The organism is Reichenbachiella agarivorans, from assembly GCF_025502585.1.
GTDB lineage: Bacteria > Bacteroidota > Bacteroidia > Cytophagales > Cyclobacteriaceae > Reichenbachiella > Reichenbachiella agarivorans.
In genome coordinates this window covers 2,611,701-2,629,119 of record NZ_CP106679.1, presented here as the reverse complement: position 1 = coordinate 2,629,119, position 17,419 = coordinate 2,611,701, and the positions used below count along the sequence as shown (strand labels likewise).

Genomic DNA, 17,419 nt, shown 5'->3' with positions numbered 1-17,419 from the left:
ATGAAATCAATAAAAGATGGAAATATTACAAGAAGAAACAGACAGCAAAGGAAGGTTTTATATCCTAATAGATCAGCAACCAAAAGCTGAGATGACCTACGTATGGGCAGGGCCAGATCAAATCATCATCGATCACACAGCTGTAGACGACAGTCTACGTGGTACGGGTGTAGGGAAACAAATGCTTCTCAAAGCGGTAGAATTTGCCAGAGCCAAAGGAATCCGTATTGTTCCTCTTTGTCCGTTTGCACGCAGTGTATTCGACAAAACTAAGTTCATTCGGGACGTGTTGTAAAAAACGACTGCAACCCATGCACATTCAACAAGACATCCTTTTATCCCAAGCTCTGAGAATTATATTTGCACTGGATATTGAGGAGTTTCTGACACTGCCACTTTCTATCTTTTTACTTTCAACTTTCGACTAAAAAATGAATGACTGCCCTTGTTGCTCTGGCAAGCCCTTCGCATCCTGCTGTGAAACAATCATCAACAATCAATCCGCACCAACTGCATTGGCACTGATGCGGTCTCGCTATACTGCCTATGCGCTCGGCAAAGCTGATTATCTCTATCAAACAACCCACAGTCAAACCAGAAGCCAATACAACATCCAAGAGATTAAAAAGTGGTCTCAGGAAAACACTTGGACACAACTAGAAATCATCACCGTAGAGCATGGACGTGTCAGTGACGACCGTGGCATAGTAGAGTTCAAAGCGCACTTCACCGATGAGCGACAACAAGTACAGATACATCACGAAAAATCAATTTTCCTCAAAGAAGACCAACAATGGTTCTACCTTGAGGGAAAAATCAATCCACAGGAAATCGACTTGATGAAGAAAATCTCTAGGAACGACCCTTGCCCTTGTGGCAGTGGAAAGAAGTATAAAAAATGCTGTGCGTGAGAAGAAGGTATTGAGTATTGAGTATTGAGTATTGAGTATTGAGTATAATAATTTCAAATCTCGAAGATCAAAATAACGAGTACAGGGAATGTCTATGAAAGTTTGTATTGCTGAGAAACCAAGTGTCGCCAAAGAAATAGCCCAAGTCATAGGAGCCAATACGCGTATGGATGGCTACTATGAGGGCAATGGCTATCAGGTGACTTGGACTTTCGGACATTTTTGTACGCTCTTGCCTCCTGAGGATTACAAGCCCCATTGGAAACGATGGGATCTCAACACCCTACCCATGCTGCCCGAGCGTTTCGAAACGAAGGTCATGGATCATGATGCTGGCGTCAAAAAACAATTTAATACGATCAAAAAACTCTTCGACGCTGCCTCGCTGGTGATCAACTGTGGTGATGCCGGGCAAGAAGGAGAACTGATACAGCGCTGGGTCATCCAACAAGCTGGCTACAAAGGAGAAGTCCAACGACTGTGGATTTCGTCGCTAACAACAGAGGCCATCAAAGCAGGATTTGAAAAACTCCAACCCTCCTCCGAGTTTGACAACCTCTACTATGCAGGTAGTTCGCGAGCGATTGGTGATTGGCTGCTCGGCATGAATGCCACCAGACTTTATACCCTCAAATACGGCGGATTCAAACAAATGCTATCCATCGGCAGGGTGCAAACTCCTACCCTTGCCATGTTGGTCAACCGTCACTATGAGATCCTCAACTTCCAACCCAAGCCCTATTGGGAGTTGCAGACCAAATACCGAGAAACCAACTTTAACCACACCGAAGGCAAGTTCTTCACCAAAGAAGATGGCGAAAAGCTGCTCAATCAGGTCAGTGGCAAGGAACTAGTCATCATTGACATAGAGCGAAAAGACGGGAAAGAATACGCCCCCAAGCTTTTCGATCTGACAGGCCTTCAAGTCTATTGCAACAACAAGTTTGGCTTCACAGCCGAGGCAACCCTCAAAGCCGTCCAAAGACTTTACGAGATGAAAGTCGTTTCCTATCCTAGGGTTGACACGACTTTCCTTCCCAATGACATGTACCCCAAGGTTCCAGGAATCCTCAAAGGATTGACGGACTATGCTTCGTTCACTGAGCCTATTTTGTCCAAGAAGATTCCCAAGTCTGCTAAGGTATTCAACGACAAGAAAGTCACCGATCACCATGCCATCATCCCTACTGGTGAACAAAAGCACCTCAGTCACGAGGATCAAAAAGTCTATGACATCATCGTCAGGAGATTCCTAGCCGTGTTTTATCCTGACTGTAAAGTCGCCAAGACGCAAGTGAGTGCAGAGGTGGATACTGTTCCCTTTGTAGCCAAAGGCAAGGAAATACTCGAAGAAGGCTGGCGTGTGCTTTTTCCTAAACAGAAAAAGGAAGAAGAGGACGAGGAAAACAAAGAAGAGGAAGAAGAAAGCATCCTGCCAACCTTTGAGAAAGGAGAACAAGGTCCTCACGAACCATCATTCATCGAAAAGACGACCAAAGCACCAAACTACTATACCGAGGCATCCCTGCTCCGTGCCATGGAGACAGCTGGCAAACAGGTAGAAGACGACGAACTCCGTGAATTGATGAAAGCCAACGGTATAGGCAGGCCGTCTACCCGTGCCAACATCATCGAGACACTGTTCAAACGCCAGTATAGCCAACGAAGAAAGAAACAGGTAATCCCAACCGAGATGGGCATCCAGCTGATCGATACCGTCCAAAATCAACTACTCAAATCAGCCGAGCTCACCGGACAATGGGAGAAACAACTCAAGGAAATCGAGCAAGGAGAATACAGCGCCAAGCAGTTCATCATCAACATGAAAAAGATGGTGGACGACCTGGTCTATGAAGTGCGCATGGAGACAGGCAAACCTATCTTGGCAGCTACTCCCATCACACTGGTCAAGGATAAGGATACCGCGACCAAGAAAGCGACGAGTAAAAAGAGCCTCGTGGGCAGCACTTGCCCCAAATGCAAAAAAGGCTCCCTCCTCAAAGGCAAAAACAGTTATGGATGTAGCGAATGGAAAGCTGGTTGCAAAATGCTGCTTCCTTTTACCTTTATGGAGAAGAAACTGACAGAAAGCCAACTACTACGTCTAGTACAGAAGAAAGTAACTACCAAGATCAAAGGATTCGTCCTGAATGGAAACAAAGTGGAAGGAGTCTTGAAATTCAATTCAGACTTTGAGATTGAATTTGAAAACCAAACCAAGAATACTCCCAAGAAATCCAACGAAATGCCTACTTGCCCCAAATGCAAAGAAGGTGTGCTTGTCAAAGGCCAAACGGCATACGGTTGCAGCAGATGGAAAGCAGGCTGTGATTTTCGCTTCCCATTTACTGAGATCAAAGCCAGAGCGCAAGGAAAGGCACTTACCAGAGAACTGGTCTTGCAGATACTCAGCCACTGAGTAAATCACTGTACAAACAGAAATTTATACGCTAGACTCAGACTAAGAAAACCGTTGTTTTCTAACTGATAAGTCTCATTGGGCAGTGATACAGGCATATTATAAGTATAACTCGTGATCAGCGTCCAGTGGCGATTGATAGAGAAAATCACTGGAATGGAAACTGCATAATTCATGATCCCGTACTCATTGTCTTGATGAATTTGATCCTCATTGTACTGAATGATGATTTCATTGATATCATCTGCGGTATATCCTCTATCCAACAAAAATTTGGTTGCCCAAATTCCCCTTTCATTTTTGAGCAAACGTCCAAATCGATAGACTTCCTCCCAACTTAGTACCGGGTAATCTCCAGCCACCATGATGTTATAAAGATCACGAAATGGTTGCTCCGTCTGCCGCAGATAAACTACCTCCGAATTGCCCCACTGGACAGAAAAACTTGGGTGTATAGATATTTGATCCAAAAACCAGACATCCTTTGCTCTCAAATCAAATCCTACCCTGCCAGTCAAGCGATGCGCCGAATTACTACCATAGAGATAAGCATAATCCACGCCCAGGTTCAGAGCCTTGTAATCCAAATAGGTAGAGACTTGCAGACTCTTGTTGAAGCTATGAGTATCAAGTGTGTCGTTGTAGAAATAAAAATCATGGCTAACCGAACTGGTCAGGACATTCTTAAAAGTGTAGAGATAGCCAATGCTGGCATCTGTCATGTAATAACTCGGATCGTACTCACTATTGACAAAACCCGAAACATCCGCAAAAACCCCTGTGTGATGATAGTAGGTCACTCCAGGAGAGACCCCAAACTGATTGATATCCAAACTCCGACCCGCATTGGTGACCTGACTGATGTAACCTATCCGAGCATGCAGTGAAGAAATCTTCAACTTATCAGCAACTAACATACTATCGACCAAAGCGATCAAATCCTCTGTATCATCTCCTTCTGCAAACAGATCATCCAACTCAGCAAACAAAACCGTCAATGTACTATCTGATTTTATCTCCTGTGCTCTCGAAATCTCAGGCTGCCATACACAGCAAAAGGTTAACCCCATAAAGATTAACCCAGCCCTGCTTTGAAGACTTTTGCTAAGAATCATCTGTGATATGAACAAATTAGACTGTCATTTTATTCATTGTTACGTTTGTCCATGCGCTGTTGCATCATTTCACGTCTGTCGATTTGATTGGATCGCTGCTCTAGCCTCTGGAGCAGCATATTCCTAAAATCCTCTTCCGCCGTTCGCAACTGTAGCAACTGCCGATTGGTGATGACTGTATTGAGACGTTCGCTGTAGCTTTTATCGATTTGCAATTGTCTTTCTTTGAGCTGCTGTCCTTTTTCAAGGAGCTTTTTGCTTTCATCCTCGCTAAGTGTTCGTCCTTCTGCATCAGTTCGGAACCTTCGGTATTCCTGTCTTAGCTCCATGCGTTTGGCACTGTACTCGTTGTACAGCGGCCAAAACTTCTCTGCCTGATCAGGCGTCAGCCCCAGACGCTCCGTGATCAACGCTATTTTGGCACTCTCTATTTTATCTAGCGCCTGTTGATCCTGTGATTGTACCGCTGTTGCCAGACAAGTCAACCCCAGCACGACAATAATGGATTTAAAATATGTCTTCATATTGTTCTATTATCATATTCATATCTTCGTCCGAGACCTCATCGAGTCCCATCAGTTCATCTTGATCAGTTGTCAACAAGGCCAAATCTACTTGCTCTAGCAAGGTCTCTGTATCCAAGGCAGAGTTTTCGAGATAAAAGGCAATCTGCTCCGAACTCACATCGTCCCAATAATCCGTCACCTGCTCATCCTTACTCCCATTGATCCAAAAAACAACCCCTGCAATCAACAGTACAGCAATGGAAGCCGCAACTGCCATCCACCAATCTTTTTCCACAGCAGGGATTTTATTGGCTTCCCTAGCTTGCTCACGTTGATCAATCACCTGCTCTAGTTCATCTATGAATGAATCAAAAAAGCCTTCTGGTGCAATAAAACCTTCCTTTTTAGGAATGTCATTCAGTGATATGTTCTTTTTGCTTTTCATCTCACCCCTCTTGAATCATAGTTTCAATCTTTTTCACTGCTTGATGGTAAGAAGCACGCAAAGCGCCACTGCTCGTTTCTGTGATTTCTGCCATTTGCTCGTAGCTCATTTCCTCATAGTATTTCAGATTGAAAACCAAGCGTTGTTTATCCGGCAACTTCAATATCGCCTTTTGTAGTTTTAACTGAATCTCATCCCCACTGATGGATTCATTGCTTTCCAACTGCATCATCATTTCTTCATTCACTCCAGAGTTGAATAGATTTCGTCTCTGCTTCTTTTTCAGGTATTGCAAACAGTGATTGACCGCAACCCTATAGACCCAAGTATATATTTTTGACTCTGCTTTAAATGAATCCAAGTTCTCCCAGACTTTCACAAAAGTATCCTGTAGTACGTCCTTGGTCTCGTCATGATCGATCACCATTTTTCTGATCACACTATACAGTGGTTTTTCAAAAGCTTTGACCAAGAGACGAAAGCCTTCACGCTTCGTGCTGGTATTTTGAATCAGTGAGATGAAATGCTCTTCCGTATGCACTAGGTCTAAAGATACGTGGTATCAAAAATAACTCAACCAGACCAATCTAATCTGGTTGAGTTATTTTAATTATCCCTCTACTTCGATCAATTCACTATCAATACTCACTGTATAGCTATCATCACAGCCTTCGCCATAGTCGATGGTTTTGGTTCTTACTCTGACAGCATTCGTTCTTTTGATCTCGATCAATCCCTCCACTCTGAGCATATTGCCACTTAGCAGGCAAGCATAACTCAACTTGACAGGTTCTACGATCGTGTAAGTATATGTCGCGCCAAAAGTAGTTGTCGTTTTGTAGCTGCCCGTCACCAGTACTACATTGTTGGACACGTCATAGTCTCCATATCCTTCGATAATCTCGTATGTTGTAGCTCCTAATATGGTTTTGGATGTCCCATTCGGGAAAGTCACCGTGTAGTTGTTCATAGTGCGAGTGGCAGTATATGTACCATCTGTAGTTTGGTTGTAATTACCCACCTCGATACTGCCTGTAACCTCCTTGTTGTTGACTACATAATCTTCAAAAGTGATTATTCTATTCGCCAATCCATCGTTAAATTCACCTCCATAAGTCATAACAATTTTACCAGATCGGCTTCTACCATATGGACCTACACAGCCACTACCAAAATCCAGAGTGATGACATGATTTACCGAATCTACTGTGATCTCTGCGCACAAAGATGCCACTGATCGACCAGAAGCTGATGCAGATATGTCATTCAAAGCATCCTCAGTCAAGGACACATCCTCATCCACCATATTTTCGGCATCCAATATTTCTTCCGTTGCTCCTAATTCTTCATCCCGAGAATCATCTAATTCATTGGCTCTATCGCATGCAAAAAATATGGTAGACATCATCACTACCATCAGACTCCATTTCGTTACTAGTTTCATATTTTTCATCAGTTTATTTTTTAAATGATTTAGAGCTTAGATACCTGAGAGATCCAAATGTTTAATGCGCTCCTAATATTTTTTCTATTCAATAGAAACAACGGATGACCTAAGAGTCCTGTATCAAATCAAGATGCATGCATTAGCGCATTTTTCCAAGCCTATAGCAAGTTGAGTTGACCCCTGTATTTCAAAACAAAGTTTCAGGCAAGTCTGTCGCAGTGCTGTAGCAGGCTTGCTAGAGTGTAGGATTCCTCCCTGCAACTTGCAGCAGACTTGCTAGAGCGTAGGATTCCTTCCTGCAACTTGCAGCAGACTTGCTAGAGCGTAGGATTCCTTCCTGCAACTTGCAGCGGACTTGCTAAAGCATAGGATTCCTTCCTGCAACTTGCAGCGGACTTGCTAAAGCATAGGATTCCTTCCTGCAACTTGCAGCAGACTTGCTAAAGCATAGGATTCAATTGACGATCTTAAATCTTCATATAATGTTACTACAAAATCAACCCTATCAACTTTGATATGAAACCAAGAGGAAAAATCAAAAGCTTCTCCAGAAACAACAGTCTAGGACGGTGGAAGGAGATGAATTATAGTTATTGTCTTCTATGTCAATACACTCCGAAAGAATATTCTGTCATCCAAACAAGAATAATAGCATGGATGTATCGACATAAAAGATATTTTCCAATCTGCCACTAGGTTACTATTCATTTATTTTCGATAAGTAGTATTATTTAAACAAAATATTGAATTTACAGAAGTCTCACGAGAATTTTAATTAATATTGTACCAATTAATATCAATATTATCATATTAAAAAATAACAGCTATGAGAACTTTAAAAATTAGAAACCGCCTGATAATGGGAGTTCTTGCTATTTATTTAGTCAGTGGATTAAGCTCCTGTGTTGCCAATAAACCTCAAAGTGCGTGGATGGACTTACCTCATGCGCGTGAATTGGATCAGAAAAAAGGCAAGCGCTCTAAAAAAGCATATCATCAGCATTATGCTAAAAATCATCGGTGACATTTCTCTCCATCTATATAGATGATAACGCTTGAACATAAAACAAAGAGGTCAACTACCATGGTAGTTGACCTCTTTGTTTTATAAGAAATCTGAACCTTTAGTTATACGAGCAAGTCCATATCCCTTATCAAAATTCTACGTCTATCAAAATTTATAATGTTTTTATCCTTCAGGTGATTGAGTGTAGTAGTCACTGTTTGTCGTGATGTACCTGTCAAACTAGCAATATCCTTATGCGTAAAATTATTCTTAATCAGTGTTTCAAATCCAACTTTTTGACCACTTTCAATTGCCAAGTCTCTCAAAAAATCAACAACTCTCGTTCTAGAATCCTTGGAGGTAATAGACTCCAAACGCTTTTCTAGCGTTTCCAATTTCTTTGCTAGTATATCAATTACTTTCTGATTCAACTGGGCATTGTGATGAGATGCCTCTAATACATCCTCTACAATAAAAGCCTTCACTTTAGTATCTGAAGTAACTACCTGTGCATACTCTGTCCTGATTTCTTCTCCAGAAAGTGCCTTTTCTCCAAACACACTTCCTGGATTCAATATTGATTTAACGACTTCCTTGCCCGAAGCATCAGATTTGGCAATCTTCACACTTCCCTTTTCAATCAAGTAGATACAATCCGAAACCTGTCCATTACTATAGATCAATTCATCCTTTGAGAATTCTTTAACAATAGATGGTACCTGAGACAGCACATCTTCTGTAACTATCCCCGCTGTACTCCTTTTAAATCCGGTCAACAACTCGTTGCTTCCCGAAATGTTTTTTTCTATAATCATAATATTCCAGTTACTTGTGTTCTTAACAAAAACTACGCCAAACGAATTCCTCAATTCGTCGTTAATTGATCACCCCATCAGTATGAGAACTATCTACTGACCTATATATTTGCCATAGATTACTACACTATGATATATTTATACCTCAAAGCGACACACATTGTATTTGTGGTTACTTGGTTCGCAGGGCTTTTTTATATGGTTAGGTTATTTATATACTCTACAGAGTCAGTTCAAAAGCAAGAACCTGAAAAAAGCATCTTGAGCAAACAACTATTGCTCATGCAAAGCAGGCTCTGGTATATTATAACTTGGCCATCGGCAATTATTACGCTTTTTCTGGGTGGATGGTTGGCTTACTTGATGAATTATTGGCAACAACCATGGTTTCATGTAAAACTAACCCTTGTGATCGGACTGTATATCTACCATATTATTTGTGGTCGTCTTCACCAGCAAATGGCTCGGGGCATCTTCAAATACACTTCAAAGCAATACCGCATCTGGAACGAAATATCTACGTTATTTTTGTTTGCAATTGTATTTGTAGTCGTATTAAAAAATGCCTTTAGTTGGATCTGGGGTGTAGCTGGCATTGTTGCCCTTGGAATATTGTTGATGTTGGGAATTAAACTTTATAAAACACTTAGAAAAGATGATTAAATCTTTGAATCTAATAATGGTGAGTATCCTTGGTATGGGAATATATCTTTCTTGTGAAGAACCAAAAAAATTACCCGTCCTAGGTAATCCAGAAATCATCAGTAGTGAAATTGATGGCAAAATAGCATTCGATACAGTTCCTCATCAGGTAGCAGACTTCAACTTACTCAATCAAGACAGTGTATGGATCAACAATGATTCCATGGCTCATTCTATATATGTAGCAGATTTCTTCTTTACCTCCTGCCCTACGATCTGTCCCGTCATGAAAAAACAATTGCTAAGGGTGTATGATCAGTATATAGATGACCCGAAAGTAAAAATACTCTCTCATACCATCGATCCAGTTTATGACAATGTCAGTGTACTCTCTGAATACAGCAAATCACTAGGTGTATCCAGCGACAAATGGATGTTCCTCACTGGAGATCAAGAGGTCATTTACCAGTTAGGAGAAAAAAGCTACATGGTCACAGCAGGATCTGATTCAGATGCCCCCGGAGGGTTTATTCACAGCGGTGCATTTTTGCTGGTAGATCGAAATAGAAGAATCCGAGGTGTATATGACGGCACCATGAAAGAACAAGTAGATCTACTGATCAAAGACATAAATACACTTCTAAATGAAGAGTTTACTAAATAGAATACTCCTTCTTACTCTTTTTGCCTTATTCTCTTGCAAAGCAACCAATCAAGACGAAATCAAGTTGAAACAATACAGCATTGAGGGCAAGTCATTGTATGCTACTCATTGCGCCAATTGCCATCAAATCGATGGCTCTGGATTGGGACAACTGATTCCACCAATAGACTCTACTTTCCTTGCCAGCAACATGGATCACGTGATCTGTGGTATCAAACATGGTATGATTGGTTCCCTCACAATACAAGACAAAGTATTTGACGGACAAATGCCAGCCAATGAACGGCTAACACCACTTGAAATCGCTGAAATTGTGACCTACATAGATAATACATGGGGAAAAAAGAGCGGAATCATTCATATTTCACAAGTAGAAACAAGCCTTAGTCTTTGTCAATAGCCCATACATCCCCTCAAAAAAAGCACACATGGACATATAACTAGTATTGATCGATTGATCTAAAAGCTTGCCCTGTTAATCGAATTAATTTAAACCTCAACAACTGGTTCAATAGTTTTAAGAAGTAATAAGAATACAGCCTTTTTTCATCACTTAAAAACCTGTAACCATGATATTATTCCTATTTTCAGCAGCCATAGTTTCTATATCTTATATTAGGTACAAGTCACTACTTTCTAAAAGTCATTTTCAGCACAGCCATAAAAACTAACCATTCCCTCGGGTACAATCATATGCCTAAGCTTCATGTTGGCAAAAAACTTGATATTGCACTTTTTTACTTATTATTGTGCGTATTTTTATAATTGAATTGTATTAATATTGTAAAAGAAGAATTTTAACCGCCACTTAATCAAAATTCTTAATTCACCAATATGCAAATATTAGATATTCTAGCCCTGTTCATATTTCTTGCAGGGGTTTTTATCTACATCAACACCTACTACTTAAAACTCCCCTCGTCAGTCGGATTGATGATCTTGGCATTGGGGTTGTCTCTTGCGTTATTGATTCTCAATGAATTAATCCCAGAATTCAAATTAGGTACTGAACGAATATTAAAGGACTACGACTATCATGAAGTCCTCTACCAGCTTGTCTTGAGCTTTTTGTTATTTGCAGGTGCACTCCAAATTGATTTTAAAAAATTAGCAGAAGAACGGACTGCAGTTATTATTCTGGCATTTGTAGGGGTAATTATCTCCACAGCCATAGTCGGAGTTTCTGTATATTATCTATTGGATTGGATTGGATTGGAACTAGACATGATGTATTGTTTGGTCTTTGGTGCATTGATCTCACCTACCGATCCTATCGCCGTGTCTGCGACCATCCGAAAATACAACCTATCTAAAAATCTCGAAACTAGAATTGCAGGTGAATCTCTGTTCAATGATGGTATTGCCGTAGTTATGGCATTGACTCTATTAGACCTTGCTCACTCTGGTGAAGATCATTACATTGGACCAGTTGATATTCTTTGGGTATTTGGTACCGATATTATTGGAGGAATTATTATTGGACTCTTTTTGGGCTATTTAGGCTATCGCCTGCTCAAATACATAGACAATGATGAAGTAGAAGTGGAAGTGTTGATGACACTTGCATTGGTCATGGCAGGCACACAACTTGCGGAGTTTACCCATGTGTCAGCAAAGCAAGCGGTCGTGATCATGGGGCTCGTCATAGGGAATGAAGGGAAAAGTGGACATGTAACCAGCGCAGCAGGTGATTACGTTTTCAAGTTTTGGTACTTGATTGAAGAAACATTGAGTGCTATGCTCTTCGTATTGATTGGATTAGAAATGTTGATCATTCCTCTCAGATATGACTACTTTGCAGCTGGCTTGTTTGCCTACATCATTGTACTTGCCGCACGGTATATCAGTGTAGGAGCACCAATTGCCGCCATGAGTACATTTAGAAAGTTTGAAGGAAACACGATCAATGTCCTTGCATGGGGTGGTTTGCGTGGCGGGATTCCGATCGCACTTTCCTTGTCATTGCCAGATTTTGAAGGCAAAGAAATCATCATCACGATGACTTATACAGTGGTAGTTTGTTCGGTTCTGTACCAAGGATTGACCATTCCACATCTCATGAGAACGACTTTCAACGATAAGAAACCACAACAGCCCAAAACAAAATCAAGTCATTCATAACAATCCAGTTGACTTCCTTACAAGAGGAGTTTGCTTTGAAGAACTAAGGAATTATTATTGCGTCATGGAATCAATAAATATCCTTAAAACTTGTGCCTTATTAATCACTTTATCATTCGTATTGACTTGTTGCGATGTTAAAAGGGAAACGTCTACCCCAGACAAAACCACCAGAACTCAATTCACAAAAATAATTTCTCCTCAAAACAACAGTACTTTCAAACTTGGAGAGGATATCAACTTCCAAATTCATTCCTCAAGTCAGGAAATAACAATTGATTCTGTCATCTGTACATTGGACGGAGAATCACTGTTTAAAATTCACCAAGACACAACTCATCTATGGTCTACTAATCAGCACAAAACAGGCTCTTGCAGTCTTATTCTTAACATTTATCTTAGTAACCAAACCGTAGAGAGACGCATCGTCAATCTGACATTTCTGACAGGCAAGGAACCAGAAAAACTTACTTATAGGATTATAAACACATTCCCACATGACCCAAATGCATATACACAAGGTCTCCTCGTGAATGACAACAAACTATACGAAAGCACTGGACAGAAAGGAGAATCAAGTGTACGTCAGGTCGATTTACAATCAGGCACTATACTTAGAAAAAAAGACATTGACCAACAGTTTTTTGGAGAAGGAATAGCAATCAAGGGAGATAGCCTGTACATGTTGACATGGGAATCCACCAAAGGCTTCATTTTTAATAAAAACACCTTTGACAAACTAGGTGAATTTTACTACGACACAGAAGGCTGGGGCTTGACCACTTTAAACAACGACAGCTTGGTAATGAGTGATGGCTCAAACAAGCTGTATTTTAAAAGCCCCATCAATTTTACTAACCTAGGATCAATTGAAGTGTACGATCACCGAGGCCCCATTGATTACCTCAATGAAATAGAATACATCAATGGGAAAATTTTTGCAAATAGATATCAAACAGATAAAATCTATGTGATAGACCCAAAAACTGGTAGCGTAGAATATGTGCTAGATATGTCTGGAATTTTCGATTCTAAAAATTATCAAAAAAGAATTGATGTTTTAAACGGTATCGCGTTTAATGATTTGACCAAAACATACTATATTACTGGTAAATGGTGGCCAAAGCTGTTTGAGATAGAAATTATAAACCTACAACACGAGCCAATATGACATTAGAGGAAACAACTAAAAAAGTAGCTTCCCTAGCCGAAAAGAAAAGCGGTGCTATTGGCAAAAAAATCAAATTCAAATTTGATGAGGGGGTAATTTCACTCGACGACAGTTCCAATCCGACAAAGGTCACCAATGAGGATGATTATGCTGATTGCACTATCAAACTGACTCTAGACAACTTCAACAAACTCATGAATGGCGAAATGAATGCCATGGGAGCTTTTATGATGGGAAAAATTAAAGTTGAAGGAGAAATGGGTGTTGCGATGAAGCTATCCAACTTATTTTAGACCTATATTTGGGTCTCTAATGACAATGTTCCCAGACTTGTAAGAAACAACAGATTAACCTTTAGGTGAATAGTCTTTCATTTAAAACTAACAATTGTTAGCTTTAAACGAGCTCTTTGTATCTAAATATTAAGAAGTGATCAAAAAGTCCAAAAAACATATCATCATTGAAGAAGCCGCACGATTGTTTCGTGAGAAAGGTTATTCCGCTACGACCATGCGAGACTTGGCTGCTCAGGTGGGAATGGAAGCCGCCAGTCTCTACAATCATATCAAATCAAAGGAGGAAATATTGAATGAAATATGTTTCTCTTTGGCTCGGACTTATAGTTCCAAAATGCAGGAAGTTTATTACTCGGACTACACTCCCATCAGCAAAATCAAAAAACTCATTGCATTACATATACAGATCAATTCAATGAGTTCTCCATTAGCCACCGTCATGAATGACGAATGGAAGCATTTGACAGAACCGTGCAAGACCGAATTCCTTGATATGAGAAAAAAATATGAATATCAATTCATTGACATCATTCAACAAGGGATAGACAAAGGAGAAATCAAAAACATGAACCCTAGGATTGCGCTCTATACACTCCTATCGTCCGTGCGTTGGCTACAACATTGGTATCATGCCAATCAGGAGCACAATGTCAATGACATCAAGAAAAATATCATGGAGCTGTTTCTGTCAGGCATGATTGAGAATCAATATGAGTGGAAAAATTGAACACACACATGATCATGGAGTAGCAACAATTACTTTTTATCATCCAAAAAGCAATTCACTCCCTTCAAACTTGTTGAAGCAACTTCAACAGTCTATTGAGCAATTAAGCGATAATCCTTCGGTTAAAGTCATTGTTTTACAAAGCACAGGCAATGTGTTCTGCGCAGGGGCTAGCTTTGATGAACTCCTATTGATCACCAATGAAGCTGAAGGCAAGGATTTTTTCATGGGTTTTGCCAACGTAATCAACACCATGCGTAACTCCAGCAAATTGATCATTACCAAAGTCCACGGAAAGGCCGTAGGAGGAGGCGTGGGACTGGCGTGTGCCACAGATTATTGTGTAGCACTAGATTCTGCCTCCATCAAACTAAGTGAATTATCCATAGGTATTGGTCCGTTCGTGATAGAGCCCGCTGTGGTGAGAAGAATTGGTCTTTCGGCCTTCTCACAGTTGACTCTCAATCCCACTACCTGGAAAGATGCGAAATGGGCTCAGTCCATGGGAATGTATCTTGAAGTTTTTGCGACTCAAAGTGAAATGGATTTAAGAATCACAGAATTGAGCCGTCGATTGTCTACATATAGTCAAGAAGCCATAAGTGAAATAAAAAAGGTACTTTGGAACAACTGTAAAAACTGGACTCAGCTCCTAGAAGAAAGAGCCAAAATAAGCGGTAAACTGGTACTTTCTCCCACTACACAAACTGCTCTCAACGCTTTTAGAAATAAATAAAACGCATTTTAATCTCAACATCGATCAAAATTGATGTGATTTGCACCAGAATTATTTACCTTTTCAATAAAAAAATGCTCCGATTACTCTGTTCATTTCTATTAATCCTCCTTGTCAGTTACACTTCTTTTGGTCAGAAAGCCACCACAGAAGAAATTCAACTTATCATAGAAAGACATAATTTTTGGCGAACGGAGGTGGGTGTGGCAAACATCAAATACTCTGATACCTTAGCTTCGATAGCTAATACTTGGGCAATTGCATTGCAAAAAGACAATTGTGCCTTCAAGCACAGCCAAAACTCTTACGGAGAAAATTTATTCAAAGGAACTGTGGGTTATTACACAGCAGGAGACGCGGTTGATTCATGGGGTGCAGAAAAAAAAGATTATAGTCATTCAAAAAACAAATGTGCAGAAGACAAAGTCTGTGGTCATTACACTCAGATCGTTTGGGAAAACACCACTGAAGTAGGTTGTGCAAAAAGCATCTGTGATGGGAATGTAATCTGGGTGTGCAACTATAATCCTCCTGGAAATTATGTAGGGGAATCCCCCTATTAAGCCACTTTCGTTGACTTGAGATAGTTCCTCCACTCTTTGCGCAGTTCACCCATTGAGTCTCTCAAAAACATCAAATAGGTCGGCCTGTAAGGTAATTGAAGCAGACGCATACCTGCCTTTTCAAGGCTCATATCTCCTTTCTTAGCATTGCACGATTTACACGCTGTGACTAGGTTATTCCATACTGATCTACCACCCTTGGATCTAGGAATCAAATGATCAATTGTCAGATTGTTCTTGGCACCACAATACTGGCAACAATGATTGTCTCGTTTGAAAAGGTTCTGTCTACTCAATACTACACCACGGTATGGTACACTGATATACCTATTCACTTTGATCACCGTAGGTTTTGGATAGCTTTCATTGACAGTACGCATGGCAGCATCACTGTCAGCTTCTAGCATTTCTGCCTTGTTCAAAAAAACCAACAAAAAAGCTCGATTGACGGTACATATCGTCAAGGGAGAGTAATCCTGATTTAATACAAGTACATTGTTCTTCATCTGCTGATACATATTACAAACTATTGACTTACAAGCCTTTATTTGTAATATAAGCAGGTTTGCGCTCTAATTCCAAATGTATCAACCCTGAGCATGGGTGTCTTACATGTTCTCTTGCAGAATTCGTCTGATAGCAATAGGATCTGTTTCATTGAAAGAATGATTAATTCTCCTCACCTCTCCATTGCTCACTCCAATAAACACCTCCTTACCCAGATAAATATATCCCTGTGGCTGCTCAGTCAATACATACACCAAATCCCCTGCTAGAATTTTAGACAGGCTTTCTACCTTCTTGCCTGCTTTGGACTGAGCGAGTATGGTACGCGGCAATTTGTATCCACACAATTTGAAAAGCTGCTGTATAAATCCTGCTTCATCTATCCCAAAAGGTGTTTTGCCACCCATCACATAAGGTGCGTGCTCAAATTTTTTAATTTCATCCCGCATGAAATCAAAATCACGTCGTTGAGAAAGACTTTTGGCCGAACCATTGAAAGCGATCTGCTCTTCCAACTTGAAAAGCTCATTGGTAGTGATGGGTAGTACACTGCCCAATACGATGTTTACATTCTTTTTTTGAAAAAAAATACTCCCACTCAAATCCATGCAAACCTTGTAGTCCGACAGGTTGATTTGTTTATAGTATTCTTCGGTGATGGGACTGTGTTGATTTTTGCATATCCATCCTTGTGAATGATCGAAGGCCAATTCGATCTGTACCCAGTCGCCTTCTTCATTGATCACTTCGTAGTGCTCACCGAACAACAATTGGGATATCATCGGTGAAGTATGTGAAGCAGTATTTCTCATTGGGACTACGGCCATACGGCAAATCCCTTTTGGTTGTTGGTTCATGGTTAATACCTATTTCGTTCCAGCTCTCTTTTTACATCCTTGTCTTTTATGCTGCTACGCTTATCATGTATCTTTTTCCCTCTAGCCAAAGCTATTTCCATTTTGGCATATCCCCTTGGATTGATGAATAGCCTCAACGGAATCAATGTCAAGCCTTTTTCATCAGACTTAGACTGTATTTTTTCAATTTCTCTTTTATTTAAAAGAAGTTTTCTCTCTCTCAAGGGTTCGTGATTGTAAACTCCTCCTTGGGCATACACCGAGATATGCATCCCTTTGATAAATAACTCTCCATTCGAAACAAAGCAATAAGCCTCTTGCAAACTCGCAAGTCCCTCCTTGATAGACTTGATTTCTGTTCCCCTCAATACAATGCCCGCTACATACTTGTCGATAAATTCGTATTCGAATCTCGCTTTTTTGTTTTGGATATTTACGGCATTAGAAAATCTAGTTTTGCTCATCTTATTG

22 protein-coding genes are annotated in these 17,419 nt (G+C 40.4%); 13 read left to right on the top strand and 9 right to left on the bottom strand.

Annotated features, from left to right (window positions below; all coding sequences use genetic code 11):
- Positions 1–16 precede the first annotated feature (16 nt).
- The 3 genes from N6H18_RS11065 (at position 17) to N6H18_RS11055 (ending at position 3,330) form a co-directional block, all read left to right on the top strand.
- Complete coding sequence (locus N6H18_RS11065; RefSeq protein ID WP_262308337.1) at positions 17–295, top strand: GNAT family N-acetyltransferase; 279 nt, start codon at positions 17–19, stop codon at positions 293–295.
- A 136-nt stretch (positions 296–431) separates the two neighbouring features.
- Positions 432–911 (top strand): YchJ family protein, encoded by a 480-nt coding sequence (locus N6H18_RS11060; RefSeq protein WP_262308336.1) that lies wholly within the window; start codon positions 432–434, stop codon positions 909–911.
- 94 nt (positions 912–1,005) lie between these two features.
- A complete protein-coding gene (locus N6H18_RS11055; RefSeq protein WP_262311604.1) occupies positions 1,006–3,330 on the top strand; it encodes a type IA DNA topoisomerase in 2,325 nt (774 codons plus the stop codon).
- Between the two features lie 5 nt (positions 3,331–3,335).
- Here N6H18_RS11055 and N6H18_RS11050 read toward each other — a convergent pair whose 3' ends face one another.
- The 5 genes from N6H18_RS11050 to N6H18_RS11030 all read right to left on the bottom strand — a co-directional run bounded on the left by N6H18_RS11050 (position 3,336) and on the right by N6H18_RS11030 (position 6,840).
- The gene (locus tag N6H18_RS11050; protein ID WP_262308335.1) at positions 3,336–4,400 is read right to left on the bottom strand and encodes a hypothetical protein; all 1,065 of its coding nucleotides are present in this window, start codon (positions 4,398–4,400) and stop codon (positions 3,336–3,338) included.
- A 74-nt stretch (positions 4,401–4,474) separates the two neighbouring features.
- Positions 4,475–4,969: a hypothetical protein gene (locus N6H18_RS11045; RefSeq protein ID WP_262308334.1), complete on the bottom strand. Its 495-nt coding sequence runs from the start codon at positions 4,967–4,969 to the stop codon at positions 4,475–4,477.
- Positions 4,953–5,396, bottom strand: a complete 444-nt coding sequence (locus N6H18_RS11040; RefSeq protein ID WP_262308333.1) for a hypothetical protein — start codon at positions 5,394–5,396, stop codon at positions 4,953–4,955. The genes N6H18_RS11045 and N6H18_RS11040 overlap by 17 nt, the downstream gene beginning before the upstream one ends.
- A gap of 1 nt (position 5,397) precedes the next feature.
- Positions 5,398–5,937, bottom strand: coding sequence for an RNA polymerase sigma factor (locus tag N6H18_RS11035; protein WP_262308332.1), 540 nt, complete (start codon positions 5,935–5,937; stop codon positions 5,398–5,400).
- Positions 5,938–6,006: 69 nt separating this feature from the next.
- Entirely contained in the window at positions 6,007–6,840 is an 834-nt protein-coding gene (locus N6H18_RS11030) for a hypothetical protein (protein ID WP_262308331.1), read from the bottom strand.
- Positions 6,841–7,669: 829 nt separating this feature from the next.
- Here N6H18_RS11030 and N6H18_RS11025 point away from each other — a divergent pair.
- Positions 7,670–7,867, top strand: a complete 198-nt coding sequence (locus N6H18_RS11025) for a hypothetical protein (RefSeq protein WP_262308330.1) — start codon at positions 7,670–7,672, stop codon at positions 7,865–7,867.
- A gap of 104 nt (positions 7,868–7,971) precedes the next feature.
- On the opposite strand, the gene N6H18_RS11020 is transcribed toward N6H18_RS11025, so the two are convergent.
- On the bottom strand, positions 7,972–8,664 hold the full coding sequence (locus tag N6H18_RS11020) for a Crp/Fnr family transcriptional regulator (protein ID WP_262308329.1): 693 nt from the start codon (positions 8,662–8,664) through the stop codon (positions 7,972–7,974).
- Positions 8,665–8,793: 129 nt separating this feature from the next.
- Here N6H18_RS11020 and N6H18_RS11015 point away from each other — a divergent pair, with 129 nt between their 5' ends.
- The 9 genes from N6H18_RS11015 to N6H18_RS10975 all read left to right on the top strand — a co-directional run bounded on the left by N6H18_RS11015 (position 8,794) and on the right by N6H18_RS10975 (position 15,584).
- Positions 8,794–9,327 carry a CopD family protein gene (locus N6H18_RS11015; RefSeq protein ID WP_262308328.1) on the top strand — a complete coding sequence of 178 codons (534 nt, stop codon included), beginning with the start codon at positions 8,794–8,796 and terminating at the stop codon, positions 9,325–9,327.
- Positions 9,328–9,343: 16 nt separating this feature from the next.
- Positions 9,344–9,970: an SCO family protein gene (locus N6H18_RS11010; protein ID WP_262308327.1), complete on the top strand. Its 627-nt coding sequence runs from the start codon at positions 9,344–9,346 to the stop codon at positions 9,968–9,970.
- Positions 9,951–10,370: a c-type cytochrome gene (locus N6H18_RS11005; RefSeq protein WP_262308326.1), complete on the top strand. Its 420-nt coding sequence runs from the start codon at positions 9,951–9,953 to the stop codon at positions 10,368–10,370. Before N6H18_RS11010 ends, N6H18_RS11005 begins: the two co-directional genes overlap by 20 nt.
- A 434-nt stretch (positions 10,371–10,804) precedes the next feature.
- Positions 10,805–12,091 carry a cation:proton antiporter gene (locus N6H18_RS11000; RefSeq protein ID WP_262308325.1) on the top strand — a complete coding sequence of 429 codons (1,287 nt, stop codon included), beginning with the start codon at positions 10,805–10,807 and terminating at the stop codon, positions 12,089–12,091.
- Between the two features lie 64 nt (positions 12,092–12,155).
- Complete coding sequence (locus N6H18_RS10995; RefSeq protein ID WP_262308324.1) at positions 12,156–13,262, top strand: glutaminyl-peptide cyclotransferase; 1,107 nt, start codon at positions 12,156–12,158, stop codon at positions 13,260–13,262.
- Entirely contained in the window at positions 13,259–13,555 is a 297-nt protein-coding gene (locus N6H18_RS10990) for an SCP2 sterol-binding domain-containing protein (protein WP_262308323.1), read from the top strand. The genes N6H18_RS10995 and N6H18_RS10990 overlap by 4 nt, the downstream gene beginning before the upstream one ends.
- A 136-nt stretch (positions 13,556–13,691) precedes the next feature.
- Complete coding sequence (locus N6H18_RS10985) at positions 13,692–14,285, top strand: TetR/AcrR family transcriptional regulator (protein ID WP_262308322.1); 594 nt, start codon at positions 13,692–13,694, stop codon at positions 14,283–14,285.
- A complete protein-coding gene (locus tag N6H18_RS10980) occupies positions 14,269–15,021 on the top strand; it encodes an enoyl-CoA hydratase/isomerase family protein (protein ID WP_262308321.1) in 753 nt (250 codons plus the stop codon). The genes N6H18_RS10985 and N6H18_RS10980 overlap by 17 nt, the downstream gene beginning before the upstream one ends.
- 74 nt (positions 15,022–15,095) lie before the next feature.
- Positions 15,096–15,584: a CAP domain-containing protein gene (locus N6H18_RS10975; protein ID WP_262308320.1), complete on the top strand. Its 489-nt coding sequence runs from the start codon at positions 15,096–15,098 to the stop codon at positions 15,582–15,584.
- Here N6H18_RS10975 and N6H18_RS10970 read toward each other — a convergent pair.
- The 3 genes from N6H18_RS10970 to smpB all read right to left on the bottom strand — a co-directional run bounded on the left by N6H18_RS10970 (position 15,581) and on the right by smpB (position 17,412).
- Positions 15,581–16,090: an HNH endonuclease gene (locus N6H18_RS10970; RefSeq protein WP_262308319.1), complete on the bottom strand. Its 510-nt coding sequence runs from the start codon at positions 16,088–16,090 to the stop codon at positions 15,581–15,583. The two genes, N6H18_RS10975 and N6H18_RS10970, sit on opposite strands and share 4 nt — an antisense overlap.
- A gap of 102 nt (positions 16,091–16,192) precedes the next feature.
- Positions 16,193–16,948 carry a C40 family peptidase gene (locus tag N6H18_RS10965; protein ID WP_262308318.1) on the bottom strand — a complete coding sequence of 252 codons (756 nt, stop codon included), beginning with the start codon at positions 16,946–16,948 and terminating at the stop codon, positions 16,193–16,195.
- Between the two features lie 2 nt (positions 16,949–16,950).
- A complete protein-coding gene (gene smpB, locus N6H18_RS10960) occupies positions 16,951–17,412 on the bottom strand; it encodes an SsrA-binding protein SmpB (RefSeq protein WP_262308317.1) in 462 nt (153 codons plus the stop codon).
- Positions 17,413–17,419: the final 7 nt, after the last annotated feature.